This window comes from Streptomyces melanosporofaciens (assembly GCF_900105695.1).
Taxonomy (GTDB): Bacteria; Actinomycetota; Actinomycetes; order Streptomycetales; family Streptomycetaceae; genus Streptomyces; species Streptomyces antimycoticus.
The window spans coordinates 845777-872574 of sequence record NZ_FNST01000002.1; the positions used below are offsets into that span (position 1 = coordinate 845777).

The following is a 26798-nucleotide window of genomic DNA, read 5'->3' on the forward strand; positions in this document are numbered from 1 at the left end:
CTCCCCCTCACCCCCCTCACACCCCTCTCCCAGGAGAACGCTGTGACCATCACCCCGCCCGCCCTGAGCGTCTTCGAGGCCCTGGAGTCGGAGGTGCGCAGCTACTGCCGTGGCTGGCCCGCCGTCTTCGACCGTGCGCAGGGCAGCCACATGTTCGACGAGGACGGCCACACCTACCTCGACTTCTTCGCCGGAGCCGGGTCGCTCAACTACGGCCACAACAACCCGGTACTGAAACGGGCGCTGATCGACTACATCGAGCGTGACGGCGTCACTCACGGCCTGGACATGTCCACCACGGCCAAGCGCGCGTTCCTCGAGTCGTTCCAGAACAACATCCTGCGCCCGCGCGATCTGCCCTACAAGGTCATGTTCCCGGGCCCGACCGGCACCAACGCCGTCGAGGCCGCGCTGAAGCTGGCCCGTAAGGTCAAGGGCCGCGAGTCCATCGTCTCCTTCACCAACGCCTTCCACGGCATGTCGCTGGGCTCGCTGGCCGTGACCGGCAACGCCTTCAAGCGCGCCGGCGCCGGCATCCCGCTGGTCCACGGCACCCCGATGCCGTTCGACAACTACTTCGACGGCACGGTCGAGGACTTCCTGTGGTTCGAGCGGCTGCTGGAGGACCAGGGTTCCGGACTCAACAAGCCCGCCGCCGTGATCGTCGAGACCGTGCAGGGCGAGGGCGGTATCAACGTGGCCCGGCCCGAGTGGCTGCGCGCCCTGGCCGAGCTGTGCGAGCGCCAGGACATGCTGCTGATCGTCGACGACATCCAGATGGGCTGCGGCCGCACCGGCGCCTTCTTCTCCTTCGAGGAGTCGGGCATCACCCCGGACATCGTGACCGTCTCGAAGTCCATCAGCGGCTACGGCATGCCGATGTCGCTCGCGCTCTTCAAGCCCGAGCTGGACGTCTGGGAGCCCGGCGAGCACAACGGCACCTTCCGCGGCAACAACCCCGCGTTCGTCACCGCCGCCGCCACCCTGGACACCTACTGGGCGGACGGCCAGATGGAGAAGCAGACCCTCGCCCGCGGCGAGCAGGTCGAGCAGGCCCTGCGCGCCATCTGCGAGGAGCAGTCCGGCACCCACTTCCGCGGCCGTGGCCTGGTCTGGGGCATCGAGTTCGAGGACAAGCCGCGCGCCTCGGCGGTCTGCAAGCGCGCCTTCGAACTCGGCCTGCTGGTCGAGACCTCCGGCCCCGAGAGCGAGGTCGTCAAGCTGCTGCCCGCGCTGACCATCTCCCCCGAAGACCTGGACGAGGGGCTGCGGACCCTTGCCCGCGCGGTCCGCGAGACCGCATGACCCTCCCGTACCGCAGAGAAGAGAAAGGCAAGAACTCACCGTGATCGTCCGATCCTTCAAGGACATCGAGGACACCGAGAGGCACATCAAGTCCAAGTCCGGCACCTGGGAGAGCAAGCGCATCGTGCTCGCCCGGGAGGGCGTCGGCTTCTCGCTCCACGAGACCATCCTCTACGCGGGCACCGAGACGTCGATGTGGTACGCCAACCACATCGAGGCGGTGCTGTGCGTCGAGGGTGAGGCCGAGCTCACCAACGACGAGACCGGTGAGAAGCACTGGATCACGCCCGGCACCATGTACCTGCTGAACGGGCATGAGAAGCACACGATGCGCCCCAAAACGGACTTCCGGTGCGTCTGTGTATTCAACCCGCCGATCACGGGACGGGAGGACCATGATGAGAACGGCGTATACCCGCTGATCACCGAGACCGAGGAGGCATGATCCGATGACCGCGGTCACTGACCTGTACCCGACCCGTGGGGCCATGGAGGTCGCTACGCCGCGCGTGGACCCCGTGGTGTGGTCCGAGCCCGGCGCCCCCGGGCCGCTGCAACCGTCCGAGCTGAGCGATTTCGATCGCGACGGCTTCCTGGCAATTGACGAGCTGATCACTCCGGACGAGGTCGCGGTCTACCGCGCCGAGCTGGACCGGCTGGTCGCCGACCCGGACGTGCGCGCCGACGAACGCTCGATCATCGAGCCGAAGTCGCAGGACGTACGGTCGGTGTTCGAGGTGCACCGGATCAGCGAGGTCTTCGCGAACCTGGTGCGCGACCCGCGTGTGGTGGGCCGCGCACGTCAGATCCTCGGCTCGGACGTCTACGTCCACCAGAGCCGGATCAACGTCAAACCGGGTTTCGGCGCCTCGGGCTTCTACTGGCACTCGGACTTCGAGACCTGGCACGCCGAGGACGGACTGCCGAACATGCGGACCGTGTCGGTCTCGATCGCGCTGACCGAGAACTACGACACCAACGGCGGCCTCATGATCATGCCGGGGTCGCACCGTACGTTCCTCGGCTGCTCGGGCGAGACACCGAAGGACAACTACAAGAAGTCGCTGCAGATGCAGGACGCGGGCACCCCGTCCGACGAGGCGCTCACCGGTTTCGCCGACAAGCACGGCATCAAGCTGTTCACCGGCAAGGCCGGTTCGGCGACGTGGTTCGACTGCAACTGCATGCACGGCTCGGGCGACAACATCACGCCCTACTCGCGCAGCAACGTCTTCATCGTGTTCAACAGCGTGGAGAACACTGCGGTGGAGCCGTTCGCGGCACCGGTCCCCCGGCCGGATTTCATCGGGGCCAGGGACTTCACGCCCGTACGGTGATCACCGCCGTGCGCTGAGCTGACGTCCGTGATCTGAGGGAAGCCGGGGTGCCCCGGCTTCCCTCAGATTTTTCATGGCTCCGGTCCGGCCCCGTGCCGGCCCCGGTCCGGCCCCGGTATCAGCGGGACAGCTCCTCCAGCAGCCGGTCCACATCGGCCGCCGTGTTGTACAGGTGGAAGGAGGCGCGGAGGTAGCCGGCCCGCGCCGAGACATGCACATCCGCCTCCGCCAGCCGGGACGCGGCGTCCCCCAGCCCCGGTACGGAGACGATGGCCGAGCCGGGGGCGGCGACGGGCTGGTGGCCGAGCCCGATGACCCCGGCCCGGAAGCGGTCGGCGAGCGCGCGGTCGTGGGCGGCGATGGCCTCGGTGCCCAGCTCCTCGATCAGCGCGAGGGAGTGCCGCGCCGCCACGTAGGAGTACACGCTCGGGCTCTCGTCGAAGCGGCGGGCGGAGTGGGCGAGTTCCGCCACCGGTCCGTAGCAGTTGTCCCAGGGCTTCTCGCCCGCGACCCAGCCCGCGAAGACGGGGGTGAGCTCGCCGAGGTCCTCGGGGACGGTCAGGAAGGCGGCCCCGCGCGGGCACATCAGCCACTTGTAGGCCACGCAGACGGTGTAGTCGGCCTCGTCGGCGTTGACCGGGAACCAGCCGGCCGCCTGGCTGGTGTCCACCAGGGTGCGGGCCCCGTGGGTCCGGGCCGCCTCCGCGATGGCGTCGAGATCGGCGATCCGCCCGTCCGCGGACTGGACGGCGCTCACGGCCACCAGCGCCGTACCGGGCCGTACCGCCTCCGCGATCTCCTCCAGCGGCACGATGCGCAGCTTGAGGTCGCCGCGGACGGCGAAGGGGTTGACCAGGGAGCTGAAGTCGCCGTCGGCGACGATGACTTCGGCTCCGGGCGGCAGCGAGGTGGCGATCATCCCCGCGTAGACGGCGACCGAGCTGCCGGCCGCGACCCGCCGCGCCGGTACGCCGACGAGCCGGGCGTAGACGGCCCGGCTCTCCTCGACCGCCTCGAAGGCCACGTCGACGATGGGCCGTCCGGCGGCCGAGCCGTCCAGGACCGCCTTCACGGCGGCCACGGAACGTGCGGGGATCAGACCGCTGGACGCGGTGGTGAGATACGTCGTGTGTGGCGCGAATTCGGCGCCTGCCAGGCTCTCCATGTCCATCCACTATGGAACCGGCTCACCCCGGCGTCCATCGCGTTTCCCTGTCGGATGCCTTCAAGGGAACCTAATGGATCCCCGCTGACCTGCGGCGATTCCCATGCCTGGCGCGGCGCCCGGGTGAAAGCACCGGCGGATCGGCCGAAAAAGACCCTCGGGGCCGCAGGTGGCCGCGGGCATGCCGACACGGCCGCCGGAACCGCGGGTCAGATCCGCGGGTCCGGCGGCCGCGCCGGGTCGGTCCGGGCTTCAGCGGTGCTGCTCCCGGAGGGCCTTGGGGGGGTCAGCCGCGCTGCTCCCGGACGCCGTTGATCCGCCGGGGCAGCTCCAGCGGGTTCTCGTCCCGCAGCTCCGGCGGCAGCAGGGCGGCCGGGGTGTCCTGGTAGGCGACCGGCCGCAGCCAGCGCTCGATGGCGGTGCCGCCGACCGAGGTGGAGGTGGAGGTGGTGGCCGGGTAGGGGCCGCCGTGGTGCTGGGCCGGGGCGACGGCGACACCGGTCGGCCAGCCGTTGACCAGGACCCGTCCGGCCAGCGGGGTGAGCTCGGCGATCAGCGCACCGGCCCGGCCCTCGGTGCCCTCGCCCTCGGCGGCGGAGATCTGGACGGTGGCGGTGAGGTTGCCCGGGAGCCGGCCGAGCACCGCGCTGATCTCCTCGTCGTTCTCGTAGCGCGCCACGACGGTCACCGGGCCGAAGCACTCCTCCAGCAGCACATCGTGCGGGCCGTCCTCGGCGAGCCGCCGCGCCGGGACGGTCAGGAAGCCCGCGCTGACCGTGTGCTCACCGCCGGAGCCGGGGGTGACCGGGGCCTCCACGTCCGCCAGTTCGGCGCGCTCCTTGACCCCGGCGACGAAGTTGTCCCGCATCCGGTGGTCGAGCAGGACGCCCGCGTCGGTGTTGCTGACCGCCTCGGTGAGGGACTTCACCAGGCCGTCGCCCGCCGGTCCTGCCGGGGCCAGCACAAAGCCGGGCTTGGTGCAGAACTGGCCCACGCCCAGCGTCATGGAGCCCGCGAGCCCCGCGCCGATCTGGTCGCCGCGCTCGGCGGCCGCGGCCTCGGTGACCACGACCGGGTTGAGGCTGCCCAGCTCGCCGTGGAAGGGGATCGGCACCGGCCGGGAGGCCGCCGCGTCGTGCAGGGCGCGGCCGCCGCGGACCGATCCGGTGAAGCCGGCGGCGGCGATCAGCGGATGCTTGACCAGCTCGATACCCGCGTCGAAGCCGTGCACCACCGCGATCACCTCGGCGGGCACGCCGACCCGCTCGGCGGCCCGGCGCAGCGCGGAGGCGGCCACCTCGGAGGTGGCGGGGTGGTCGGGGTGGGCCTTGACGACGACCGGGCAGCCCGCGGCGAGGGCGCTCGCGGTGTCGCCGCCGGGCACGGAGAAGGCGAGCGGGAAGTTGCTGGCGGCGTAGACGGCGACGACACCGAGCGGCAGCTTGTAGCGGCGCAGATCCGGCCAGGGCGGGGTCTGGGTGGCGTCGGCGTGGTCGATGCGGACGTCGAGGAAGGCGCCCTCGTCCACGATGGTCGCGAAGGCCCGCAGCTGGTAGGTGGTGCGCGCGAGTTCGCCGGTGAGCCGGGCGGGGCCGAGCGCGGTCTCCGCGTCGGCGGCCTCGACCAGCTGGTCACGGGCCTCGTCGAGGAGATCGGCGGCGGTGCGCAGCAGGGCGGCGCGCACCGTACGGTCGGCCAGGGAGCCGCGGGCGGCGTGGGCCGCGCGCACCACGCGGTCGACCTCTTCCGCCGTGGCTTCGACCGCTACCTGCTCCCGCTGCTTTCCGGTTCGGGGGTCGACGCTCCACACTGGTGCTGACACCGCGGATTCCTCCTGCTGTGGTGTTACCGCTGCTTGCGTCCCACACATCGACGGTGTTCGATATGCTGAACGCTGTCCCGGGTGATGAATTTCCCCTCGGGACTCTATGGCTGGTCGAACAGAGGGGTCAAGGCGATGTCAGCTGCCGAGACGGGCGGGGCCCAGGTCAAATCGGCTGTCCGCACGGTCGAACTGCTGGAGTTCTTCGCCGGGCGGCCCGGAATGCACAGCCTCGCCGCGGTCCAGGAGGCCGTGGGCTATCCCAAGTCGAGCCTCTACATGCTGCTGCGCACCCTGGTGGAGCTCGGCTGGGTGGAGACGGACGCCACCGGCACCCGCTACGGCATCGGGGTGCGCGCCCTGCTCGTCGGCACCTCCTACATCGACGGCGACGAGGTCGTGGCCGCCGCCCGCCCCACCCTGGACCGGCTCTCGGACGACACCACCGAGACCATCCACCTCGCCCGCCTCGACGGCACCAACGTCGTCTATCTCGCCACCCGGCAGTCGCAGCACTATCTGCGCCCCTTCACCCGCGTCGGCCGCCGGCTGCCCGCCCACTCCACCTCACTGGGCAAGGCGCTGCTGGCCACGTACTCCGACGAGCAGGTGCGCAAGCTGCTGCCGGAGACGCTGGGCCAGCTCACCGAGCACACCATCACCGACCGCGAGAAGCTGATCGAGGAGCTGCACCTGATCCGGGAGCAGGGGTACGCGGTGGACCGCGAGGAGAACACCCTGGGCCTGCGCTGCTTCGGCATCGCCATCCCGTACCGCACCCCCTCGCGCGACGCCATCAGCTGCTCGGTGCCGGTGGCCCGGCTCACCCCCACCCATGAACAGATGATCAAGGACGCCCTGTTCGACGCCCGGGACCGGCTCACCCTCGCGACGCGCCGTCTTTGACCCATGGGAGGACGGTCCCTCCGCCGCGCGGCGGAGGCGGATCGTCGGGCAGGGTGAGGCGCGGCGCCCGCCGCGCCGCGAGGCTGGTCCCCGTGACCCACACCCTTTCCGGCCACCGGACGCGTTCCGCACCCGCCCGCTCCCCCGGTGACTCCGCCGGGCGTCCGGTGCGACTCGCCCTGCCGCTGAGTCCGGCCTGCGCCGACTCCGCGGCGCTCGCCTGCGGGGGCGGCCGGCTCCTGCTGACCGGGCTGACCGGGCTGACCGGGCTGACCGCCCAGAACGCCGCCAAGGAGCCGACCGCGCTGATGAATCTGACCTACGCTGTGCAGATGACCGTCGGATTGCTCGTCCTCACGGCCGGCGGGCGCTTCTTGCGCGAGCGCGGCTCCGCCGGGGGCGCGGCAGCGTACCGAGCTTCGTGACCGGGGCGTGGTGGCGGCGGGCGGTCCGTGCGGTGGCCGGCCGCCGGGCCCAGCTGCGCTGGGTCCATCTGGTGCTCGGCGGCGCCCTGTTGATGCCGTATTACCTGCTGACCGGCGTCGTCTTCTCGATGCTCCTCCAGGACGCCGTGCCCTTCACCTCCCTGCTGTGGCAGCTTGGCACCTTCGCCACCGCCCTGCCGCTGGCCGTGCCGACCGCGCTGCTCCCGCTCGTACGGCCCCTGGAGGCCACCGCCGCGCGCTCGCTGTGCGGGCTTCCGGAGTCCGCCGAGCTCGCGACCGGGCCCGCCGGGTCGTGGGACGCGCGCGCCCGCACCTTGCTCTGGTACGGGCTGCATCTGGCCATCGGCGGGCTGGTCAGCGGGCTCACCCTGTCCCTGCTGCCCGCCTCGGCACTGCTGGTCGCCCTGCCGTTCACCGACGGTTCGTACGCCGACGAGGGCTGGCCGCACGCCTTCGCCTCGGCCCCCCACGCGCTGGCGCCCTTGGCCGGGGTGCTGCTGCTGGGCGTGATCATGGGGATCGCCGCGGCCGCCGGGGCGCTGCTGGCCCGCTGTGCGCCCGAGCTGCTCGGCCCGGCCCCCGCCGAGCGGCTCGCCGCCGCCGAGCAGCGGGCCACCCGGCTGGCCGCCCGCAACCGGCTCGCCCGCGAGCTGCACGACTCGGTCGGCCATGCGCTGAGCGCGGTGACCCTCCAGGCGAGCGCGGCCCGTAAGGTCCTCGACACCGATCCGGACTTCGCCCGGGAGGCGCTGGCGGCCATCGAGGAGACCACCCGGGACGCGGTCGGCGAACTCGACAGCGTGCTCGGCCTGTTACGCGAAGGGGAGGACCGTCCGGCCCCCGCCCCCTCCCCCACCCTCATGGATCTGGACGGGCTGCTGGCCCGCACCCGGGCCGCGGGCGTCGCCGTCGAGCTGACGGCCCCGGGCTCGTTGGACCGGCTGCCGCCCGTCGTCTCCCGCGAGGCGTACCGCATCGTCCAGGAGGGGCTCAGCAACGCGCTGCGCCACGCGGGCCGGGTGCCGGTGCGGCTCCGGATCGCCGAGGACCCGAAGAAGGTGGAGATCACGATGGAGAACCCGGTGAACGGAGCCGCCCGGGCACGGCCCACCGGCGGCGGCCGTGGGCTGCGCGGCATCGCCGAGCGGGCCACCCTGCTGCGCGGCACCTGTGCGTGGGACACCGTGGACGGCGTATGGCGGCTGACGGTCCGGCTCCCGCTGGAGGCGTCCCGATGAGCACCCCGCCGTCCCCGGTGAACGCCCCGCCGTCCCCACTGCGCATCGTGCTCGTCGACGACGAGCGGATGGTGCGCACCGCGCTGCGCGCGATCCTCTCCAGCGAACCGGACCTTCAGGTCGTCGGCGAGGCCGGAAGCGGCGCCGAGGCCGTATCGGTGGTCCGTGAACTGCGCCCGGACGTGGTGCTGATGGACGTTCGGATGCCCGATGTCGACGGCATCCGCGCCACCGAGCGGATCCTGAGCACCATGGCGGACCCGCCGCGCGTCATCGTGGTGACGACGTTCGAGAACGACAGCTATGTGTACGACGCGCTGCGCGCCGGGGCCAGCGGCTTTCTGCTCAAGCGGGCCCGTGCGGAGGATCTGGTGCAGGCGGTGCGGCTGGTGGCACGCAGCGATTCGCTGCTGTTCCCGGCCGCGGTGCGGGCGCTGGCCGCCGAGCACGCCGCCGCCCGGGGCCCGGACCGTGAGGCGAGCGCGCGGGCGCTGAGTGAGCGGCTCTCCGAGCGGGAGGCCGTGGTGCTGCGGCTGATGACCGACGGGCTGTCCAACTCCGAGATCGCGACCCGGATGGCGGTGGGACCGGCCACGGTCAAGACGCATGTGGGGGCGGTGCTCACCAAGTTGGGGGTGCGGGACCGCACCCAGGCGGTGATCGCCGCGTACGAGAGCGGTTTCGTCACGCCGGGCTGACATCCGGTGGCCGGGGTGGTCTGCTGTGACGGGTCGGCCGAATGGGCGGATGGGCGGGAGGAGCAGGCGCATGGAGTACGCACGGCTGGGCGCGTCGGGCATCAAGGTGTCGCGGATCTGCCTGGGCATGATGAGCTACGGCAGCCCCGAACACCGGCCCTGGCAGCTGGACATCGACGACGCACGGCCGATCGTGCGGCGCGCGGTCGAGGAGGGGGTGACCTTCTTCGACACCGCCGACATGTACGCGATGGGCCGGAGCGAGGAGATCACCGGCGAGCTGCTGCGGGAGCTCTTCCCCAGCCGCGACGACTACGTCCTCGCCACGAAGGTCTACTCCCCGATGGGAGAGGGCCCCAACGACCGCGGGCTGTCCCGTAAGCACATCCTGGCGGGCATCGACGCCTCGCTGCGGCGGCTGGGCACCGACCATGTGGATCTCTACCAGATCCATCGCTTCGACCCCGGAACACCCATCGAGGAGACGATGGAGGCGCTCCACGATGTGGTGCGGGCCGGAAAGGCCCGGTACCTCGGCGCCTCCTCCATGTACGCCTGGCAGTTCGCCAAGGCCCAGCACACGGCCGAGGCGCACGGCTGGACCCGGTTCGTGTCCATGCAGAACCACTACAACCTGCTCTACCGGGAGGAGGAGCGGGAGATGAACCCGCTCTGCCTGGACCAGGGCGTCGGCGTCATCCCCTGGAGCCCGCTGGCCCGCGGGCTGCTGGCGGGCACCCGCGACCGGAACCGCACCGGGACCACCGTCCGGGCGGGCAACGATCCGCTGGTGGAGAAGTGGTACGCGGACGCGGAGTTCTCCATAGTGGACGCCACCCGCGAGATCGCCGAGAAGCGCGAGGTGTCCCCCGCGCGGGTGGCGCTGGCGTGGCTGCTCGACAGGCCCGCGGTCACCGCGCCGATCGTCGGGGCCACGAAGATCGGCCATCTGGAGGACGCGGTCGCGGCGGTCGGGCTGAGGCTCGACGAGGCGGAGGTGGCCCGCCTGGAGGCCCCCTACCGCCCGCGCCCCATCATGGGCCATAGCTGACGGGACGGGACGGCTCCCGGGGGAGCCCCGGATCTCCCAAGGATTCAGTTCATCGTCGAGCCGACCTCGGTGCGGTCCATGACGACGAGGAAGCTGGTGACCGGAAGGGAGCCGTCCTGCCGCCGGGGGCCGAGGGCCGTGGTGGGGTCGGTGGTGACCAGCGGCGGGGTGGCCGGGCCGCCCGGCGTCCAGCTGTTGTCCCGGGAGACGGCGAGGCGTCCGGTGTCGGCGCTGCCGCGGCCGTTGGAGACCGCGAGGTTGCGGGTCAGGAGGGCGCGGGAGCCGGCGAAGGAGTAGCCCTTGCCCCAGTTGTCGAAGGCGGTGGTGCGCTGGAGTCGGAGGGCTCCGGTGTTGCCGCCCGCCTCGAAGCCGCTCTTGGTGTTGGCCCAGGCGGCGGAGGTCCGTACGACATGGGCGGGCGAGGGGGCACCGGGGCGCTCGGCGCCGAGCTGGAAGCCGCTGCCGTCGCCCTTGAAGTAGGGGATGTGCCAGCGGTTCCGGCCGTTTCCGAAGGCCCAGGAGTGCTCGATGGTGACGGGGCTCGCCCACATCCACAGGTCGAGGCCGTCGTCGCTGTTGCGGAACAGCCGGGATCCGGTGACCACGTTGCCGCGGCCGGAGCCGTGGGTGAGGGCCATGCCGTCGGCTCTCTGGCCGCCGGTGGCGTCGTCGTGGTTGCCGTAGGAGTCCAGGTTCCGGATGACGTTGCCGTTGGTGTCATCGCCGCGGAGGGTGAGTCCGGTGTCGCCGTTGCCGTGGGTGCTGAGGTTCTGGAAGACGTTTTTCGCACAGGAGGTGCAGACCAGGCCGCCGCCCGGGGCGTTGCGCAGCTCGATCCCGGAGACCGTCCAGTAGTCGGCGCTGAGGGAGACCAGGGAGGAGCCCTCACCCAGTCGGGAGCCGTCGAGCCGGACCTTCTCCCCCCGGTAGGGCCGGAGTCGGACGCGCTCGCGAGGGGTGCCGCTGACGGAGCTGCGCAGCGTCCTGGCGGGGTAGTACGTGCCGCCGCGGACCTCGATGGTGGTGCCCGCCTTGGCGGCCGATATCGCCTTTTCGAGGCTTCGGAAGGGGGACTTGAGAGTGCCGCTGTCGCCGTCGCTGCCGTTGGTGGCCACGTACACCGTGGTGGGCACGGCGCTCGCGCCCTCGGGCGAAGCCGTCAGATACACCCCGGCCACGGCCGACGCCACGATCACGGCGCTGCCGAGCGGCAGCGTGCGGTCCTTACGGCGGCGGTGGCGGCCCCGCTTGCGCCTCAGCCTCATGGCAACTCCTGTTCCGCGTCGAGAGAACGGGCCGGAGGATCCGGACCGGCCCGTCCCATGTCGTAGTTGCCGCCGGTCCAGATTAGGTTGCCGGACACCCGAGGATTCTTAGATTACGAAATTTCGATCGCCTCGCGATAGCTTGCGACAAGACTTGATCGTTTTGTGGCCGAGGATGTTCGGAAGCGGAAGGTCCTGTTGGTCTGTTGCCTCATGGGCGGTAGACCTTGCCCGGTTCCGGGGCGGCCGGGGCCATCAGCTGGGAGACCGTCACCACCGTATAGCCGTCCTTCTTCAGCTTCGCCAGGATCCCCGGCACCGCCGGCACCGTGCCCTTGTAGATGTCGTGCAGCAGGATGACCCCGTCGCGGTCCGTCTGCTCCAGCACCCGCTTCTCGATCAGCGCGGAGTCGTTCGTCTGGTAGTCCTTCGCCGTCACGCTCCACAGCACCTGCGCCACGCCCAGCTCCCGGCAGATCTTGGAGACCCGCTCGTCGGTACGCCCCTGCGGCGGCCGCATCAGCAGCGGCGTACGGCCGGTGAGCTTCTTGACGGCGCTCTGGACCCGGTTGATCTCCGAGCGGACCCCGTCGTCGTCGGTCTTGGTCAGGATCTTGTGCGACCAGGTGTGGTTGGCCAGCTCATGCCCCTCGTCCGCGATACGGCGCACCAGGTCGGGGTGTTTGTCGATGTGCTTCTTGCCGAGCATGAAGAAGGTCGCGTGGACCTTCTCGCGCTTGAGGATCCTCAGCAGCCGGGGCGTGTTCTCGCTGGGGCCCGCGTCGAAGGTGAGGGCGACGCATTTGGCGCGGGAGCAGTCGACCGAGCCGTTCGTCCCGTCGCCCTTCTTCAGCACGTCCGGCTTCGAGGCGGCCGGTGTCGCGTGCCCGGCGTCCTTCAGCGCGTGCTCCCGCGCGCTGCGCGGTGAGGTGGTGTCGTAGGACGCGCCGCAGGCGGTGAGGCCCAGCGTCAGACAGACGGCACTCACGAGCAGCCCGGATATTCGACCTTTTCGCCCCATTGATATCCCCGAAGTCCTTTTGTTGCCAGTAGTGGTCGCAATGCCGCCAACAGGCATACAAATAGGTACCGTTGGCGGCATAAACTGCGAGCACTATACACCTCAGGTATACATGGGGTTCATAGAGGCCCACGGGCCCGAGGGCCCGTGGAGCGACGTGGTGATCGAGCGCGGCTAGCCCTGGTGCTTCTTCCAGTCCGCCTGTGCCGCGTTGAGCTCGTCCGCGACCTTGTCGCAGAACGCCTTGGCGGTCATCTTGCCGAGCAGCACCTTCTGGAAGCCGGGCTCGTTGTCGGCCTTGCTGATGTTGTTCCAGTCCGGGAGGTAGTACGGCAGCTGGACGACCTTGGTCCGCGGATCGTTGAGCGACTCCAGCGCGGCCTTGGTCGGCGGGGCCTCGGCGATCCAGTCGTCGTCCGCGGCGCCGACGTTGGCGGGGATCGCGCCGACGTCCTCGTTCCAAAGGCTGTTCATCTCCGGGGAGGCCGCGAACGCGATGAACTTCCAGGCCGCCGCCTTGTGCTTGCTCGCCTTGAACAGCCCGAGGCCGTCGACCGGGTTGGAGACGATGGTGCGCGGCGCCCCGGCCCGGGAGGGCGGCAGCGGTATGCCCGCGATCTTCTCCTTCCCGAGCAGCCGTACGTGGTCGACATAGCTGCCGAGGTTGTGCTGCAGCATCCCGATGTCGCCCTGGTCGAACTGGGCGACCATCTTGGCGAAGTCGTTGTTGAGGTCCGCGGCGGGCGTGACCTTCTTGAAGAGGGCGATGTACTTCTCGAGCGCCGCGACGTTCCTGGGGTCGTTGAGGGTGGTCTTGTCGCCGTCCCAGAAGGACGCGATGCCGGACTGGGCGTACATCATGTCCAGCGCCTGGGCGATCGAGCCCGCGCCGCCGCGCAGGGTGAAGCCGAACTTGTTCCCGCCCTTGTCGGTCAGCTCGTCGGCGGCCTGGTAGAACCTCTCCCAGCTGTCCGGCGCCGGCAGCTTCGCCGCCTCGAAGAGGTCGGTGCGGTACCAGAGGGTGCCCTGGTTGGCGGAGGTCGGGACGGAGTACAGCTCCTGGTCCTCCCCGCCGGCCGCGCGGACGCTCTCGACCATGTTCTTGATCAGCTTGCCCTTGAGGGCGCTGTCGTCGATGCGGTCGGTCACGGGGTCGAGGGCGCCCTGGGCGACCAGATTGGCCAGATACGCGGTGCCCACGCCGCCGACGTCGGGCAGGCTGTCGCCGCCGCTCTGGATGGCGGTGTCGTACTTCGACTGCACATTGGTGATCGGGATCGGGACGTACTTGACCGTGATGTCGGGGTACTTGTCCTCGAACTTGGCGATGATCCGCTTCCAGACCTTGGTGCGGGGGCCGCCGTTGTTGTCCCAGAAGGTGATGGTGCCCTTGCCGGAGCCCTCCTCGCCGGTGGTCGAGCCGTCGTCGCCGCAGGCGGTGGCGGTCAGGGCGAGCAAGGCCGCCAGGGCAGTCGCGGTGTGGGGTGCTCTGCGGGTGCGTGGGGTCATGGTGTGGGTCCGTCTCCTCGTGGGTTCCCTCGCGGTTGCTGGTCTTGAGGTCGCGCCATCGTGGCCGGGGGCCGTGGCCGTGTGCGGGCCGGTTGTGCCCACCCGTTTCGCCCCGCAGGACGATTGCCCACAACCCTGCTCATACGGCCGCTCCTCTGTCGGAGAGTTGGGCCGCTCGGCGGGCCGCGGTTTCGGGGGTCAGGCGGCCGTCGGTTATCGCGGTGACGATGCGTCGGGTGACCGTGTCGGCGGGGGCGATGGGCAGCGGGCGGTCCGAGGCGAGGGCCGAGCCGATGCCCGGGTGTTCCCCGGTGCCCACCCACCACGGGTCGGCCCGGGTGTCGCCGGTCGCGCCGGCGAAGACCAGCGTCCACTCGTCGGTGGCCAGTGCCAGCCAGTCCGCGGGCCGTCCGTGCACCGCCGCCGCGCCCTCGCCCTCGGCGTTGAAGACCTGCGCGGGCTCGGGGCGCCGCGGGACGCGCCAAAAGAAGCCGCCTCCGTGGCCCGCCCCGCCGAGGGCGAGCTCCTGGCCCGTCACATTGGTGAGGGCGGAGGTGAAGTCCAGCGCCCAGCACGCCGTTCCCAGGGACCGTACGGCCACCGTGCGCCGCTCCAGCAGCAGTTGCCGCCCCCCGGCCGCCCATGACAGCTCCTCCACGAAGCCGTCGGGGTCGCGCAGCAGCCAGCTCAGATGGCGCTGGCTCCCCTGGCGGTCCAGGCTCCCCCGGCCGCCCCGGAAGTCGTGTCCCGCCACCTCCGGGATGGCCATGGACACCCCCAGGTGGGCCGGATCCTCGGCGGGCCGCAGCCCGGTGACGGTGACGCCGCCGAGGGTGCGCACGGGGTGCAGATACGGGCGCGGGGCGACCGTGCCGGGCAGTTGGGGGCGGTGCGCGTACGACCCGACGACCCGGTGCTCATGGCGCAGCACGGTGCAGGGGGGACGGCGACTGAGGGAGGGGGTCAGCGGGTTCGAGGGGGTCAGGGGTGTCATGGGTGCGGGACCTCCGCGGGGCGTGCGGCCCAGGGGGCGCGCAGTTCCGAGTACAGGGCGAGGCGCTCGGCGCCGGCGGTGACCAGTCGGTCGATGCCGGTCACCACGCGCCGCTTGGCGGCTCGCGCGGTGACGCCCGCACCGGGCTCGGTGCGCCAGGCGTCGGCGGGCAGCGGGACCGGTGCGGGGGCGGTGCGGACCGCCTCGACGACGCGCATGAACGCGCCGGTGCGGTCCGGTGGGGCGAGCAGTTCGGTGCCGTCGCGCAGATGGGCGACGAGGTTGTCCAGCAGATTGGTGCGCGCGTGGTCGGTGGTCTCGGGCGGCGCTCCGTCGCGTTCGACGCGGACCCGGTCCAGCTTGTACCAGAAGGTGATCCGGCCCCGGTCGCCGTGGACGACGACATACGGCTCACCGGGCTCCTCCGCGCACAGGGTGACGGCGGCCGCGACGGTGGTGCCGCGGCTGGTGCGGATCCGTACGCAGGAGGTGTCGTCGGACTCGATGGCGTTGGCCCGGTACAGCTCCAGCTCGATACCGGCCACGTCCTCGGCCCGGTCGGCGCCGCCGAGGTGCAGGGCGGTGGCGACGGCGTGGGCGAGGGGGTTGGTGAGGACGCCGTCGACGACGTCGCGGCCGTCGAGGGTGCGGTGTCCGGCCCAGGGGGCACGGGCGTAGTAGTCCTCGTCGCGGGCCCACGCCCCGGCCGCGCCGATGCCGCGGACCGCCCCTATGCGGCCCTCGGCGATGAGGTTCCGGATGGCGGGCAGGGCGTGGGAGCCGTGCGACTGGAAGCCGATCTGGCAGGCGGTTCCGTAGGCCCGCAGTCCTTCGCTCAGTCGGGCGAATTCGGCGTACGAGGGTGTGGGCGGCTTCTCCAGCAGAAGGTGCGCACCGCGTTCGGCGGCGGCGAGGGCGAGGTCGGCGTGGGTGTGGATCGGGGTGCAGATGACGGCGATCCGGGCGCCGGTCCGGGCCACGAGTCCGGCCAGGTCGGCGGACTGCTCGGGCTCGCCGAGCCCGTCCCCCAGCTCCTTACGGGTCAGCGGCCGAAGTTCGCACACCCCGGCGAGCCGGACCGTCCCCTCGGCGGCCAGTCGGCGGATGTTGTCCAGATGCCGGCGCCCATGCCCTCGGGCGCCCGCGAGGACGACGGGTATCGGTTCCTCGGCCGGGGCTTCCGCTCGTCCCCGGGGGTGCGCCATGCCCATGCTCGGACCTCCTTGTCCGCGTACGTTGTGCCGCCGCATACGTTGTGCCGCCGACCGTTTCGGTCAGCCCTTGACCGCCCCCGCGCTGAAGCCGGTGATCAGCCATTTCTGGATGAAGGCGAAGACGATGACGACGGGCACCGCGGCGATCACCCCGCCCGCCGCGAGCGCGCCCAGGTCGACGCTGTCCGCGCCGATGAGGGTGTTGAGGCCGACCGGGATGGTCTGTTTGTCCTGGGAGCTGAGGAACATCAGCGCGAACAGGAAGTGGTTCCAGCTGTGGACGAAGGCGAAGGAGCCGACCGCGATCAGCCCGGGGCGCAGCAGCGGCAGCACCACCGCGCAGAAGGCCCGGAAGCGGCCGCAGCCGTCGACCCATGCCTGTTCCTCGAGCGACACCGGCACGTTCTTGATGAAGCCGCTGATGAGGATGATCGACAGGGGGAGCTGGAAGACCGTCTCCGCGATGACCACGCTCCCCAGCGAGTTGATCATCTGCAGGTTCTTGAAGATCTCGAAGAGCGGCACCAGCATCAGCGCGCCCGGGATGAACTGCGAGGCCAGCAGCGCCAGCATGAAGCCCTTTTTGATCCGGAAGTCGAAGCGCGCGAGGGCGTAGCCGCCGGCCAGCGCGACCGCCGTCGTCATCACCAGCGAGGCGACGCCGACGATCATGCTGTTCTGGAAGAAGATCCCGAAGCTGCGCTCGTTCCACACCTTCTGGAAGTGCTCACCGGTGATCGGCCAGGGCACCAGCGCGGTCGAGCCCGCGGGGCGCAGCGCGAACAGCAGCATCCAGTAGAAGGGAACGAGGGTGAACAGCAGATACAGGCACAGCGGCAGATAGATCTGCCAGCGCGGTACGCCCCGGTCGAGCCCGCGCCGGCGCCTCCCGCGGGCGGCGGGCGGCGGGGTGGCCGCGGGCGCGGGCCGGGTGCCCTGTTCGGCGAGTGCGGCGGTCACTTGGTCTCGCCTCCGAACTTGCTCAGGCGCAGATAGAGGATCGAGCAGAAGAGGAGGATCACGAAGGCGACGGTGGTCAGCGCGGAGGCGTAGCCGAAGTCATGGCCGTTGATCCCGGTGTTGGCGACGTACAGCGGAAGGGTGGTGGTCTGCCCGGCCGGTCCGCCGCCGGTGAGGGTGTAGAGCAGATCGACGTTGTTGAACTCCCATACGCCGCGCAGCAGCGTGGAGAGGATGATCGCGTCCTTCAGATGCGGCAGGGTGATGTGGAAGAACCGCCGCGCCCGGCCCGCGCCGTCGACCGAGGCCGCCTCGTAGAGGTCCTGGGGGATGGACTGGAGGTCGGCGAGGATGAGGATCGCGAAGAACGGGACGCCGCGCCAGAGTTCGGCGACGACGGCGGCCCAGAAGACGGTGCCGGTGTCGGAGAGCACCGAGGTGCCGTAGCCGCCGATCCCGGCGTCCGCGAGATAGCGGCTGATGCCGGTCGAGGGGTTGTAGAGCAGCATCCAGATGGTGGTGGTCAGCACCCCGGACACGGCCCAGGGCGAGAAGACCAGGGCGCGGGCGAGGCCTCGGCCGAGGAAGGTCTGGTGGACCAGCAGGGCGAGCGCGAGGCCGAGCAGGAGCTGCAGCAGCACCTCGGTGACGACCCATTTGCCGCTGAAGACGAGCGTGTCCCAGAACTGCGGGTCGTCGGTGAGGATCCGGGTGAAGTTGTCGAAGCCCGCGTAGCCGTTCCGCCAGGGCTTGGTGACGTTGTAGTTCCGCAGGCTGTAGTAGAGGACGCTGAGCATCGGATAGGCGATGAAGCCCAGCATCAGCAGCCCGGCGGGGGCGATCAGCAGATACGGGAGGCGGCGGGCCGGTCCTCCGGTACGGCGCCGGGTGACCCGGGGCGGTTTCGCCACGGCGTCGGCCATGACTGCTTCTCCGTTCTCGGAGTCAACGGGGTACGGGCCGGTGAAGCGCTTCCGTGAAGCGCTTACCGAATGTCGTTCGGTATCTCGTACAAAAAAATGTGGCGCCGAAGAGAGGCGTCAGCCCGCGTAGGGTTCGGGCACCGCCCCGGGGCGGGCCAGGAAGCGGAAGTCGCAGCCGGTGTCGGCCTGGGTCATCTGCTCCTGGTAGAGCGCGCCGTAGCCGCGCTCGAAGCGGGGCGGCGGGGCAATCCACCCCGCCCTGCGCCGCGCCAGCTCGGCGTCGTCCACCTCCAGCCGCAGCACCCGCGCCGCCACGTCGAGAGTGATCTGATCGCCGTCGCGGACGAGCGCGAGCGGGCCGCCGACATACGACTCGGGCGCGATGTGCAGCACACAGGCCCCGTAACTGGTGCCGCTCATCCGGGCGTCGGAGATCCGCACCATGTCCCGCACCCCCTGCTCGAGCAGATGGCCGGGGATCGGCAGCATCCCGTACTCGGGCATTCCGGGGCCGCCGAGCGGACCGGCGTTGCGCAGCACCAGCACACTGTCCTCGGTGATGCCGAGGGCGGGGTCGTTGATGGTGGCCTGCATCGTCCTGTAGTCGTCGAAGACCACGGCGGGGCCGGTGTGCTGGAGCAGCCGGGGCTCGGCCGCGATGTGCTTGATGACCGCGCCGTCGGGGCACAGATTGCCGCGCAGCACCGCCACCCCGCCCTCCTCGGCCAGCGGGTTGTCGCGGGGCCGGATCACCTCGGGGTTGTGCACCATGGCGCCGTCGAGCTGTTCGCGCAGCGTGGGGTGGGCGACGGTGGGGCGGTCCAGGTGCAGAACGTCCGTCAGCCGGGAGAGGAAGCCCGGGAGCCCGCCGGCGAAGTGGAAGTCCTCCATCAGATACCGGCCGCCGGGCCGCAGATCGGCCAGTACGGGGACGGTACGGGCGATGCGGTCGAAGTCGTCGAGGGTGAGCCGCACCCCGGACCGGCCCGCCATGGCGATCAGATGGATCACCGCGTTGGTGGAGCCGCCGAGGGCGAGCACGGTCGCGACCGCGTCCTCGTATGCCTCCCGGGTGAGGATCTCCGAGAGCCTGAGGTCCTGCCGGACCAGCTCGACCACGCGTAATCCGGAGGCGGCGGCCATCCGGTCGTGCCCGGAGTCCACGGCCGGGATGGACGAGGCGCCGGGCACGGTCACGCCCAGCGCCTCGGCGGCGGCCGTCAGCGTGGAGGCGGTGCCCATCGTCATGCAGTGGCCGGGCGAACGGGCCAGCCCCTGCTCCAGCTCGGACAGCTCGCAGTCGCCGATCAGCCCGGCCCGCTTGTCGTCCCAGTACTTCCACATGTCGGTGCCCGAGCCCAGCACCTCATTGCGCCAGTGCCCCGGCAGCATCGGCCCGGCCGGGACGAAGACGGCCGGAAGGTCCGCGCTGGCCGCGCCCATCAGCAGCGCCGGGGTGGACTTGTCGCAGCCGCCCAGCAGCACGGCGCCGTCGACCGGATAGGAGCGGCAGAGCTCCTCGGTCTCCATGGCGAGGAGGTTGCGGTAGAGCATCGGGGTGGGCTTCTGGAACGTCTCGGAGAGCGTGGAGACCGGGAACTCCAGGGGGAAGCCGCCCGCCTGCCAGACCCCGCGCTTGACCGCCTGGGCACGGTCGCGCAGGTGCACATGGCAGGGGTTGATATCGCTCCAGGTGTTGAGGATCGCGATGACCGGCTTGCCCAGGTGCTCCTCGGGGAGATAGCCGAGCTGGCGGGTGCGGGCCCGGTGGCTGAAGGAGCGCAGGCCCTCGGCGCCGTACCACTGGTGGCTGCGCAGCTCCTCGGGGCGCTTGCGCGGTCTCGGCGAAGCGCTCGTACCGGCCCTTCGCAGGGTGCTCATATCGACCACCCCTCGACGATCGCGGCGACTTCCGCGCGTCTCGGCTCGGGCAGCGGCTTGCTCGGGGCGCGCACATCGCGGCGGCACAGACCCATCGCGGCCAGCGCTTCCTTGACGACCGTGACGTTGTTGGCGGACTGCCGCTCGGCTCTGAGGTCCTCGAACCGCCGGATCTGTTCCCACACCTTCATCGCGCCCGGATAGTCCCCCGCGCGCAGCGCTCCCAACATGTTGAGCGAGACGTTGGGGGCCACATTGACCAGGCCCGAGGTGAAGCCGGTGGCGCCGACCGCCCAGTAGGCGGGCGCGTACAGCTCGGCGAGCCCGGCCACCCAGACGAACCGGTCCAGCCCGGCATCGCGCGCCACGGCGGCGAAGCGGGTGGCGTCGTGGACCGCGTACTTGACCCCGATGACCTGGGGGCACTCCTCGCCGAGCCGGGCAATGGCCGCGCCCTCGATCAGCGGATTGCGCAGATACGGCACCACGCCCAGCTCGGGGACGGCCTCGGCGATGGTGCGGTGGTAGTCGATCCAGCCGTCCTGGGCGACGTAGGGATGCACCGGCTGATGGACCATCACCATCTCGGCCCCGGCCGAGCGGGCGTGGCGGGCGGCCTCGACGGCGGTGGCCGCGTCATGGCCGACGCCGACGAGGACGGCGGCCCGCCCGGCGGCCTCCTCGACGGTCAACTCGGTGACCATCCGCCGCTCTTCGAGGGTGAGGGCGTAGAACTCCCCGGTGTTGCCGTTCGGGGTGACGGCCTTGACCCCGCCGTCGAGGAGCCGGCGCAGCAGGGCGCGGTAGGCGGCGCGGTCCACGGCGCCGTCGGCGTCGTACGGAGTCACCGGGATCGCCACGACATCCGCGAGCGCCGTCCTCAGCGGTGAGTAGTCCATACGAACCCTTTCTCTCGATGTTCGGCATCGGGCGGGCTGTTCGGATGGTGCTGGGGTCGGCGACTGGGGCCGCCGGGCGCTACCCCCGGTCCGGGGACTCCCCGCCGGGGGACTCCCCGTTCGGAGAATCCCGGTCCGGGGACTCCCCGTCCGGAGAATCCCGGCCGGGGAAGGCGCGCCGGACGAAGGAGGCGATGTGGTCGTGCAGGGCGCGGGCCGCCCCGTCGGCGTCGCCGTCGAGCGCGCGGGCCAGGATCTCCCGGTGCTCGAGCGCCTCCTGCTCCCAGGAGGGCACCGCCTGCCAGGCGACGGCGGACACCAGCGCGGCCTGGTCCCGGAGTTCGTCGAGCATCCGGGTCAGCAGGGGGTTGCCGCAGGGCAGATAGAGCGCCCGGTGGAAGTCGCGGTTGGCCAGCGACCGCCCGGCCGGATCGTCGGCCGCGTCCGACCGCTCCAGCGCGGCCCCGGCGGTCTCCAGCCCGGCCCGCGCGGCGACGGTCCGGCGCAGCGCCTCGGGCTCCAGGAGCAGCCGCACATCGTAGACGGCGTGCGCCATCGCGGTGTCCACGGTCCTGACGGTGGCCCCCTTGTACTCGCTCATCACCACGAGCCCCCGCCCCGCGAGAGTCTTGAGCGCCTCCCTCACGGGCGTCTTGGAGACCCCGAACTGCGCGGCCAACTCGGCCTCCACCAGCGCCTGCCCGGGGCGCAGCCGCCCCGTGAGGATCGCGTGCTTGACCGCCTCCTGCACGTACTGGGTGCGGGAGGGGATCGGGCTCGGGGCGATGTCCATGGCTGCTCTCAGATCTCACATAGCGCGTCTCATATATGACGTATGAAGTACGACGCGATGAAGTTAGGGCGGCCCCAGGGGTTCGTCAACGGTTGCGGCAAAAATTCGCACACGGCGGGCAATCGCCCGCACACGCCCCGCGACTCGCCGCCGATGCCGCTAGCGTGGCCCGGATGAGGGTGGGTTCCGCGACGACGCGGCTGATCGTGCTGCGCGGCAACTCCGCGTCCGGCAAGTCCTCCGTCGCCGCCGAGCTGCGCGCCCGTTACGGACGCGGCCTCGCGCTGGTGGGCCAGGACAATCTGCGCCGGGTCGTACTGCGGGAGCGGGACACCCCGGACGCGGCGAACATCGGCCTCATCGGCACCGTGGCCCGCTATGCCCTCGACCACGGCTTCCACGTCGTCGTCGAGGGCATCCTCTGCGCCGCGCACTACGGCCCGATGCTGGACGCCCTGCGCCGCGACCACCTGGGCCGCACCCACGGCTACTACCTCGACGTCCCGTTCGCCGAGACGCTGCGGCGGCACGCCACGAAGCCGCAGGCGGACCAGTACGGCGAGCCGGAGATGCGCGGCTGGTACCGGCCGCTGGACCTGCTGCCGGGCGGGGCCGAGACGGTGATCCCGGCGACGAGCGCGCTGGATCAGACGGTGGAACGGGTGCTGCGGGACGTGGGGTGGGCGGCGGCGCCCGAGACCGACGGCGCCGAGGCCCAAGAACCGCCGTCTGCCGCCCCTACGCCCGCTCGGGCGCCTCGGCTTCCGCCGGGTGGGGGTGGGCGGTGAGGGCTTCGGGGAGGGCGGGCTCGCGCAGGGTGCGCAGGAGGAGCCAGCCGAGGGCGGGGAGGGCGATCAGGGGGGCGAGGGCGGTGCGCAGGGTCGTGGCGTCGGCGAGGGCGCCGATGAGAGGGCTCGCGAGGCCGCCGACGCTGACGGTGAGCCCCAGGGTGACGCCGCTCGCGGTGCCCACGCGGCGGGGCAGATAGTCCTGGCCGAGCGTGATGTGCAGGGAGAAGGGCACGTACAGCCCGGCCGAGGCGAGCGCCACACAGAGGTAGAGCGCCGGGCCGGAGACGAGGACGACGCCCGCGACGGCGAGCACGGTCAGGGCGTACGACCACTGGACGACCGGGATACGGCCGTAACGGGCGGCGAGTCCGCCTCCGGCCACCGTGCCCGCCGCGCCGCCGAGGTAGAGCACGAACAGGGCGGCCGTCCCTGCCAGTTCGCCTCCGCCGACGCGCTCGCGCACATACAGCGAGATGAACGCGCTCAGTCCGACGAAGACGATCGAGCGGCACATGATGGCCCCGGACAACCGGAGGAAGGAGGACCAGTCGTCCCTGCCCTCTCCCCCACGGCCGGCCCGCGCGGCCCCGGTCGCCGCGCCGGGGGCCCTGAGCGCCCGTAGCGTGGCCGCGCACAGGGCGGCACCGGCGACGGCGGGGACGGCCAGCAGCGGGGAGGCGCGCAGACCGCCGGTGGCGATGACGGCGGCGACCGCGAGCGGCGCGGCGGCGAAGCCGATGTTGCCGCCGAGGGAGAACCAGCTCATCGCGGTATGGCTGCCCCGGCTGGCGAGCCGGGCCACCCGGGCGGCCTCGGGGTGGTACGCGGCGACGCCGATCCCGGAGACGGCGACCACCACCAGGGTCAGCGCATAGGAGCCGGTGATCCCGCTCAGCGCCACGCCCGCCCCGCCCACCAGCGTGCTCACCGGCAGCAGCCACGGCATGGCCCACCGGTCGGTGAGCGCCCCGAACAACGGCTGCACCACGGACGACAGCAGCGAGGCCGCCAGCACGACACCGGAGGCGGCGGCGTAGCTGTAGGCCCGCTCGGAGACGAAGAACGGCACCAGCGCGGCCACCGCTCCCTGGTAGATGTCCACGCAGGCGTGGCCCAGGGACATCAGCGCGATGGCTCTGCGGTGTGAGGTGGTCCGTTGCGTCGACACCCCTCGATCGTGGCGATGCCACCGGGTGTCGCGCTTCCGATAATCCGCCGACCCGTCCCGGAAACCCGCCACATGGGCGGGCCCCGGGCCGGGCCTCAGGGCTCAGCCCAGTTCAATGCTCGGTTCAGGGCAGCTCGGGCCCGGGCTCAGCCCTGGCTCAGCTCAGCTCGGCAAGCGCCGTGCGGACGGCCGCGAGGTCCTGGTCCGAGGCCAGACCCGCGTGATACAGACGGAGTTCGTCGGCGCCCAGCTCCACCGCGTGGGCCGCGTCCTCGGCCAACGTCGCCGGGCTGCCGCCCATCCCCGCCACCACCGTGAAGTTGGCGGCGAGCACGGTCCGTTCGGTCCGGTGCGGGACGAACGGCGGCAGGACCGCGGAGCGCGCTGCCTCGCCGCCTGTGCAAGGCAGCACGACTCCGTCGGCCTGGGCCAGCACATCGGCCGGGTCCACGCCGACGTTGGCGCCGAGCCGGTGCGGGGCCGGGTCGGCGTGCAGCAGAACCCGGAAGTCCGCTTCCGCCGCGCTCCTTACGGCGGCCACGGCCTCACCCCGCAGACTGCCGGCGATCCGGTTGCGCCAGGTCGCGAAGACGGCGGCGTGGTCGGCGCCGAGCAGCTTCTCGACCTCGGCCCACTCCCCCGCGCGGTCACCGCCGTCCGCGGTCGTCTCGCCCGCCCACACCGGCCGCAGGGCGCGCACGACCGCCTGGCGCAGCTCCTCGGCGTCGGCCCCGAGTTCCGCATAGCCCGCGCCGCAGCTCTCGCAGAAGCACAGCGACATCAGATACTGGCCGGCGCCGCCCAGCGGCACCCCACCGATCTTGTCGTGGGCATGCAGATGGGCCAGCCCGTACCAGCCGCAGGACTCCAGCTCGGTGCCGCGGGTGCCCGGCCGTACGGCCGCCTCGGCGGCCAGGTCCACCAGATAGGCGCGCACCTCGGGGCGGGCGATGCACGGCGCCCACGGGTAGCGGTCGCCATAGGCGTTGCGCACGCAGATCCGCGGATGCTCCTCGCCCAGCCGGGTGTTGTGCGCGAGCACCACCCAGGCGTGGACCTCGAGACCGGCGTCGGCCAGGGCGGCTGCCGCCTCGCCGTACGGGTCGTCGCCCGGCACCCACGACTGCTCGTACGGGCGCAGCTCGCGCCCCTGCCAGCGCTCGGCGTCCGGCGGGTAGAGCACGGCCGCGTGGCGGGCGGTGACGATGCGGTGGTCGGGGTGACGCGGGGTCAGGGCCCGGGTGGAGTGGTAGGCGGAGGCCAGCGTCACCTGCTGGACGCCGAGATCGGCGATGCGGCGCGCGGCGTCCGGGTCTCCGACGACGTCCCAGGGGTAGACGAAGGCGGAGGCCCTCACCGCGCCTCCCCGTCCCCGACCAGCGCCATGCCCCGCTCGATCAGATCGGCCAGTTCCTTGACGTGGGCGGGGCTGGGCTCGCTCAGCGGCGGGCGCACCTCGCCCACGTCCAGCCCGCGCAACCGGACGCCTGCCTTGACCAGCGACACCGCATAGCCGCGGCCCTGGTTGCGGAGCTCGACCAGCGGCCGGTAGAAGCCGTCGAGCAGCTTGTTGACGGTCTCGTCGTCGCCCGTCATGAGCGCCTTGTGGAAGGCGAGGGCGAGCTCGGGAACGAAGCAGAAGACGGCGGAGGAGTAGAGCGTCACGCCGATGCCGCGGTAGGCGAGGCCGGTCAGCTCGGCCGTCGGCAGCCCGTTGAAGTAGCGGAAGTCCTCGTCGGGGGCGCCCGCCCGCACCGCGCTGACGATGCGCTGCATCAGGTCGAGGTCGCCGAGGCCGTCCTTGAGGCCGATGACGCCGGGTACCTTGGCGAGCCGGGCCACGGACTCCGGGGCCAGGACGGCGTTGTCCCGCTGATAGACGATGATGTCGAGGTCGGTCGCGCCGGCGAGGGCGCTGTAGTGGCGGATCAGCCCCTCCTGATCGGCCACGACCAGATACGGCGGCATGGCGAGCAGCCCATCCGCACCGGCCCGCTCGGCCAGCTTGGCGTACTGGATCGCCAGCGCGGTCCCGTACCCGGCGCCCGCGACCACCGGGACCCGCCCGGCGGACTCCTCCACGGCGGCCACGACGCAGTCGTGGAACTCCTCGGGCGTCAGGGCGTGGAACTCGCCCGTGCCGCAGCACGCGAAGACGGCGCCCGCCCCCGCTTCGATCCCGGCGCGGACATGCGCGCGGTAGATCTCCAGGTCCAGGGCACCATCGGGACCGTAGGCGGTCACGGGGAAGAACAGCAGTCCGTCAAGGCGCTCGGCGAGTGAAGCTGAGGTCACGGGCTTCTCCCTGTCGTGTACACCGACCCGCCGTCACCCACCGACGCAGTGTGCACGTTTCTGATCGTCATCTACATTCGTGAACACGCTCACCGTAAGGCAGCCATCGGTCACCGGTCAAGGGCGCCAACGGGGTGACACCCCTCACCCGGCGATGAATTCCACGGCACCGCGCCACCCTTGACGGCTCCTGCGGCGATCCTTACGGTGGCCATGAATCTGAATCGCATACATGAATAAAAACCACATATAAAAACCCCATATGTGATTCCCCCCATGGAGGAGATCCGCCCATGCCCGCTCCCCGCACCGTCCTCCTCACCGGCGCCGCAGGCGGCATGGGCACATTGATGCGCGAGCTGCTGCCGCCGTACGGATACCAGCTACGGCTCCTCGACCAGCTCCCCATCGAGGGCGAGCCGGACGCGATCACCGCGGATCTGTCCGACCGGGACGCCCTGCGCGAGGCCGCGCGGGGCGTCGACGCGATCATCCATCTCGCGGGCATCTCCCTGGAAGCCCCATTCGAGAAGATCCTGCGGGCCAATATCGAGGGCACGTACAACCTGTACGAGGCGGCTCGCGAGGCGGGCGTCCGCCGCGTCGTCTTCGCCTCCAGCAACCACGCCGTGGGCTTCACCCCGCGTCCGGTCGGGGACGACCCGCTCATCCCGCTCGACACCCCGCGCCGCCCCGACACCTTCTACGGGGTGTCGAAGTCGTTCGGCGAGGACCTGGCCTCGTTCTACTGGGACAAGTACGACATCGAGACGGTCGCCATCCGCATCGGCTCCTGCTTCCCCGAGCCGACGACGGTCCGCATGCTGTCGATCTGGATGAGCCCGGCGGACGGCGCCCGGCTGCTCCACGCCGCCCTTACGGCGGAGAACGTGGGCTACACCGCGGTCTACGGCAGCTCGGCCAACACCCGCCTGTGGTGGGACCTCTCCTCGGCCCGCGCCCTGGGATACGAGCCCCAGGACGACTCCGAGCCGTACGCCGCGAAGCTGATCGCCGAACAGGGCGAGCTGGAGCCGGGCAACCCCGACCATGAGAACCTCGGCGGCGCGTTCTGCACCAACCCGCCCATCTGGCCCCGCTGACACCGCCCGGCGGC

At 71.3% G+C, this 26798-nt stretch carries 25 protein-coding genes; 10 read left to right on the forward strand and 15 right to left on the reverse strand.

Features of this window, described 5'->3' with window-relative positions; translation table 11 throughout:
* The first annotated feature begins 42 nt into the window (after positions 1-42).
* From ectB to thpD, 3 genes are read left to right on the forward strand one after another with little or no spacing between them, the layout of a single operon-like run.
* Positions 43-1305, forward strand: a complete 1263-nt coding sequence (ectB, locus tag BLV72_RS06385) for a diaminobutyrate--2-oxoglutarate transaminase (RefSeq protein ID WP_093460853.1) — start codon at positions 43-45, stop codon at positions 1303-1305.
* Between the two features lie 40 nt (positions 1306-1345).
* Positions 1346-1750, forward strand: a complete 405-nt coding sequence (locus BLV72_RS06390; protein WP_020872270.1) for an ectoine synthase — start codon at positions 1346-1348, stop codon at positions 1748-1750.
* Positions 1751-1754: 4 nt separating this feature from the next.
* On the forward strand, positions 1755-2642 hold the full coding sequence (gene thpD, locus BLV72_RS06395; RefSeq protein ID WP_093460855.1) for an ectoine hydroxylase: 888 nt from the start codon (positions 1755-1757) through the stop codon (positions 2640-2642).
* A 118-nt stretch (positions 2643-2760) separates the two neighbouring features.
* On the opposite strand, the gene BLV72_RS06400 is transcribed toward thpD, so the two are convergent.
* Together BLV72_RS06400 and BLV72_RS06405 are read right to left on the reverse strand one after the other, a co-directional pair.
* Positions 2761-3807 (reverse strand): aminotransferase class V-fold PLP-dependent enzyme, encoded by a 1047-nt coding sequence (locus tag BLV72_RS06400; protein ID WP_093470206.1) that lies wholly within the window; start codon positions 3805-3807, stop codon positions 2761-2763.
* 286 nt (positions 3808-4093) lie between these two features.
* Positions 4094-5629 (reverse strand): aldehyde dehydrogenase (NADP(+)), encoded by a 1536-nt coding sequence (locus tag BLV72_RS06405; RefSeq protein ID WP_244320681.1) that lies wholly within the window; start codon positions 5627-5629, stop codon positions 4094-4096.
* A 135-nt stretch (positions 5630-5764) separates the two neighbouring features.
* Here BLV72_RS06405 and BLV72_RS06410 point away from each other — a divergent pair, with 135 nt between their 5' ends.
* The 5 genes from BLV72_RS06410 (at position 5765) to BLV72_RS06430 (ending at position 9968) form a co-directional block, all read left to right on the forward strand.
* Positions 5765-6535, forward strand: a complete 771-nt coding sequence (locus BLV72_RS06410; RefSeq protein ID WP_078640761.1) for an IclR family transcriptional regulator — start codon at positions 5765-5767, stop codon at positions 6533-6535.
* Between the two features lie 92 nt (positions 6536-6627).
* On the forward strand, positions 6628-6960 hold the full coding sequence (locus tag BLV72_RS06415; protein ID WP_093460858.1) for a hypothetical protein: 333 nt from the start codon (positions 6628-6630) through the stop codon (positions 6958-6960).
* Complete coding sequence (locus BLV72_RS06420; protein ID WP_093460859.1) at positions 6957-8219, forward strand: sensor histidine kinase; 1263 nt, start codon at positions 6957-6959, stop codon at positions 8217-8219. The genes BLV72_RS06415 and BLV72_RS06420 overlap by 4 nt, the downstream gene beginning before the upstream one ends.
* Positions 8216-8917, forward strand: coding sequence for a response regulator transcription factor (locus BLV72_RS06425; protein ID WP_093460861.1), 702 nt, complete (start codon positions 8216-8218; stop codon positions 8915-8917). The genes BLV72_RS06420 and BLV72_RS06425 overlap by 4 nt, the downstream gene beginning before the upstream one ends.
* Before the next feature lie 70 nt (positions 8918-8987).
* Entirely contained in the window at positions 8988-9968 is a 981-nt protein-coding gene (locus BLV72_RS06430) for an aldo/keto reductase (RefSeq protein WP_093460862.1), read from the forward strand.
* A 44-nt stretch (positions 9969-10012) separates the two neighbouring features.
* Here the strand turns inward: BLV72_RS06430 and BLV72_RS06435 are convergent, their stop codons facing one another.
* From BLV72_RS06435 to BLV72_RS06480, 10 genes are all read right to left on the reverse strand, one after another.
* On the reverse strand, positions 10013-11233 hold the full coding sequence (locus tag BLV72_RS06435; protein ID WP_093460864.1) for a right-handed parallel beta-helix repeat-containing protein: 1221 nt from the start codon (positions 11231-11233) through the stop codon (positions 10013-10015).
* Positions 11234-11444: 211 nt separating this feature from the next.
* Complete coding sequence (locus BLV72_RS06440; protein WP_093460865.1) at positions 11445-12254, reverse strand: polysaccharide deacetylase family protein; 810 nt, start codon at positions 12252-12254, stop codon at positions 11445-11447.
* A 174-nt stretch (positions 12255-12428) separates the two neighbouring features.
* The gene (locus BLV72_RS06445; protein WP_093460867.1) at positions 12429-13763 is read right to left on the reverse strand and encodes an ABC transporter substrate-binding protein; all 1335 of its coding nucleotides are present in this window, start codon (positions 13761-13763) and stop codon (positions 12429-12431) included.
* A gap of 139 nt (positions 13764-13902) precedes the next feature.
* Entirely contained in the window at positions 13903-14757 is an 855-nt protein-coding gene (locus BLV72_RS06450; protein WP_208905563.1) for a DUF6807 domain-containing protein, read from the reverse strand.
* The gene (locus tag BLV72_RS06455; RefSeq protein ID WP_093460868.1) at positions 14754-15968 is read right to left on the reverse strand and encodes a Gfo/Idh/MocA family protein; all 1215 of its coding nucleotides are present in this window, start codon (positions 15966-15968) and stop codon (positions 14754-14756) included. The genes BLV72_RS06450 and BLV72_RS06455 overlap by 4 nt, the downstream gene beginning before the upstream one ends.
* Before the next feature lie 63 nt (positions 15969-16031).
* On the reverse strand, positions 16032-16931 hold the full coding sequence (locus tag BLV72_RS06460; protein ID WP_093460870.1) for a carbohydrate ABC transporter permease: 900 nt from the start codon (positions 16929-16931) through the stop codon (positions 16032-16034).
* Positions 16928-17854 (reverse strand): carbohydrate ABC transporter permease, encoded by a 927-nt coding sequence (locus BLV72_RS06465; RefSeq protein WP_093460871.1) that lies wholly within the window; start codon positions 17852-17854, stop codon positions 16928-16930. The genes BLV72_RS06460 and BLV72_RS06465 overlap by 4 nt, the downstream gene beginning before the upstream one ends.
* Positions 17855-17971: 117 nt before the next feature.
* Positions 17972-19735: an L-arabinonate dehydratase gene (gene araD, locus BLV72_RS06470; RefSeq protein WP_093460873.1), complete on the reverse strand. Its 1764-nt coding sequence runs from the start codon at positions 19733-19735 to the stop codon at positions 17972-17974.
* Positions 19732-20634: a dihydrodipicolinate synthase family protein gene (locus BLV72_RS06475; RefSeq protein ID WP_093460874.1), complete on the reverse strand. Its 903-nt coding sequence runs from the start codon at positions 20632-20634 to the stop codon at positions 19732-19734. The genes araD and BLV72_RS06475 overlap by 4 nt, the downstream gene beginning before the upstream one ends.
* A gap of 79 nt (positions 20635-20713) precedes the next feature.
* Positions 20714-21427, reverse strand: a complete 714-nt coding sequence (locus BLV72_RS06480) for a GntR family transcriptional regulator (RefSeq protein ID WP_093460876.1) — start codon at positions 21425-21427, stop codon at positions 20714-20716.
* Between the two features lie 173 nt (positions 21428-21600).
* Here BLV72_RS06480 and BLV72_RS06485 point away from each other — a divergent pair, with 173 nt between their 5' ends.
* Entirely contained in the window at positions 21601-22215 is a 615-nt protein-coding gene (locus BLV72_RS06485) for a kinase (protein WP_244320682.1), read from the forward strand.
* On the opposite strand, the gene BLV72_RS06490 is transcribed toward BLV72_RS06485, so the two are convergent.
* The 3 genes from BLV72_RS06490 to BLV72_RS06500 form a co-directional block, all read right to left on the reverse strand.
* Complete coding sequence (locus BLV72_RS06490) at positions 22166-23341, reverse strand: MFS transporter (RefSeq protein ID WP_093460877.1); 1176 nt, start codon at positions 23339-23341, stop codon at positions 22166-22168. The two genes, BLV72_RS06485 and BLV72_RS06490, sit on opposite strands and share 50 nt — an antisense overlap.
* 202 nt (positions 23342-23543) lie before the next feature.
* A complete protein-coding gene (locus BLV72_RS06495) occupies positions 23544-24743 on the reverse strand; it encodes a hypothetical protein (protein WP_093460879.1) in 1200 nt (399 codons plus the stop codon).
* Positions 24740-25681: a 5-dehydro-4-deoxyglucarate dehydratase gene (locus tag BLV72_RS06500; protein WP_093460880.1), complete on the reverse strand. Its 942-nt coding sequence runs from the start codon at positions 25679-25681 to the stop codon at positions 24740-24742. Before BLV72_RS06500 ends, BLV72_RS06495 begins: the two co-directional genes overlap by 4 nt.
* A 293-nt stretch (positions 25682-25974) precedes the next feature.
* Between BLV72_RS06500 and BLV72_RS06505 the strand changes: the two genes are divergently transcribed.
* Complete coding sequence (locus tag BLV72_RS06505) at positions 25975-26784, forward strand: NAD-dependent epimerase/dehydratase family protein (protein ID WP_093460882.1); 810 nt, start codon at positions 25975-25977, stop codon at positions 26782-26784.
* Positions 26785-26798 lie beyond the last annotated feature (14 nt).

Coding starts and splice junctions, on each gene's coding strand:
- thpD (WP_093460855.1), top strand. CDS start 1,755: ATGACCGCGGTCACTGACCTGTACCCGACCCGTGGGGCCATGGAGGTC.
- BLV72_RS06400 (WP_093470206.1), bottom strand. CDS start 3,807: ATGGAGAGCCTGGCAGGCGCCGAATTCGCGCCACACACGACGTATCTC.
- BLV72_RS06410 (WP_078640761.1), top strand. CDS start 5,765: ATGTCAGCTGCCGAGACGGGCGGGGCCCAGGTCAAATCGGCTGTCCGC.
- BLV72_RS06425 (WP_093460861.1), top strand. CDS start 8,216: ATGAGCACCCCGCCGTCCCCGGTGAACGCCCCGCCGTCCCCACTGCGC.
- BLV72_RS06430 (WP_093460862.1), top strand. CDS start 8,988: ATGGAGTACGCACGGCTGGGCGCGTCGGGCATCAAGGTGTCGCGGATC.
- BLV72_RS06435 (WP_093460864.1), bottom strand. CDS start 11,233: ATGAGGCTGAGGCGCAAGCGGGGCCGCCACCGCCGCCGTAAGGACCGC.
- BLV72_RS06440 (WP_093460865.1), bottom strand. CDS start 12,254: ATGGGGCGAAAAGGTCGAATATCCGGGCTGCTCGTGAGTGCCGTCTGT.
- BLV72_RS06445 (WP_093460867.1), bottom strand. CDS start 13,763: ATGACCCCACGCACCCGCAGAGCACCCCACACCGCGACTGCCCTGGCG.
- BLV72_RS06450 (WP_208905563.1), bottom strand. CDS start 14,757: ATGACACCCCTGACCCCCTCGAACCCGCTGACCCCCTCCCTCAGTCGC.
- BLV72_RS06455 (WP_093460868.1), bottom strand. CDS start 15,968: ATGGGCATGGCGCACCCCCGGGGACGAGCGGAAGCCCCGGCCGAGGAA.
- BLV72_RS06465 (WP_093460871.1), bottom strand. CDS start 17,854: ATGGCCGACGCCGTGGCGAAACCGCCCCGGGTCACCCGGCGCCGTACC.
- araD (WP_093460873.1), bottom strand. CDS start 19,735: ATGAGCACCCTGCGAAGGGCCGGTACGAGCGCTTCGCCGAGACCGCGC.
- BLV72_RS06475 (WP_093460874.1), bottom strand. CDS start 20,634: ATGGACTACTCACCGCTGAGGACGGCGCTCGCGGATGTCGTGGCGATC.
- BLV72_RS06480 (WP_093460876.1), bottom strand. CDS start 21,427: ATGGACATCGCCCCGAGCCCGATCCCCTCCCGCACCCAGTACGTGCAG.
- BLV72_RS06485 (WP_244320682.1), top strand. CDS start 21,601: ATGAGGGTGGGTTCCGCGACGACGCGGCTGATCGTGCTGCGCGGCAAC.
- BLV72_RS06490 (WP_093460877.1), bottom strand. CDS start 23,341: ATGTCCCTGGGCCACGCCTGCGTGGACATCTACCAGGGAGCGGTGGCC.
- BLV72_RS06505 (WP_093460882.1), top strand. CDS start 25,975: ATGCCCGCTCCCCGCACCGTCCTCCTCACCGGCGCCGCAGGCGGCATG.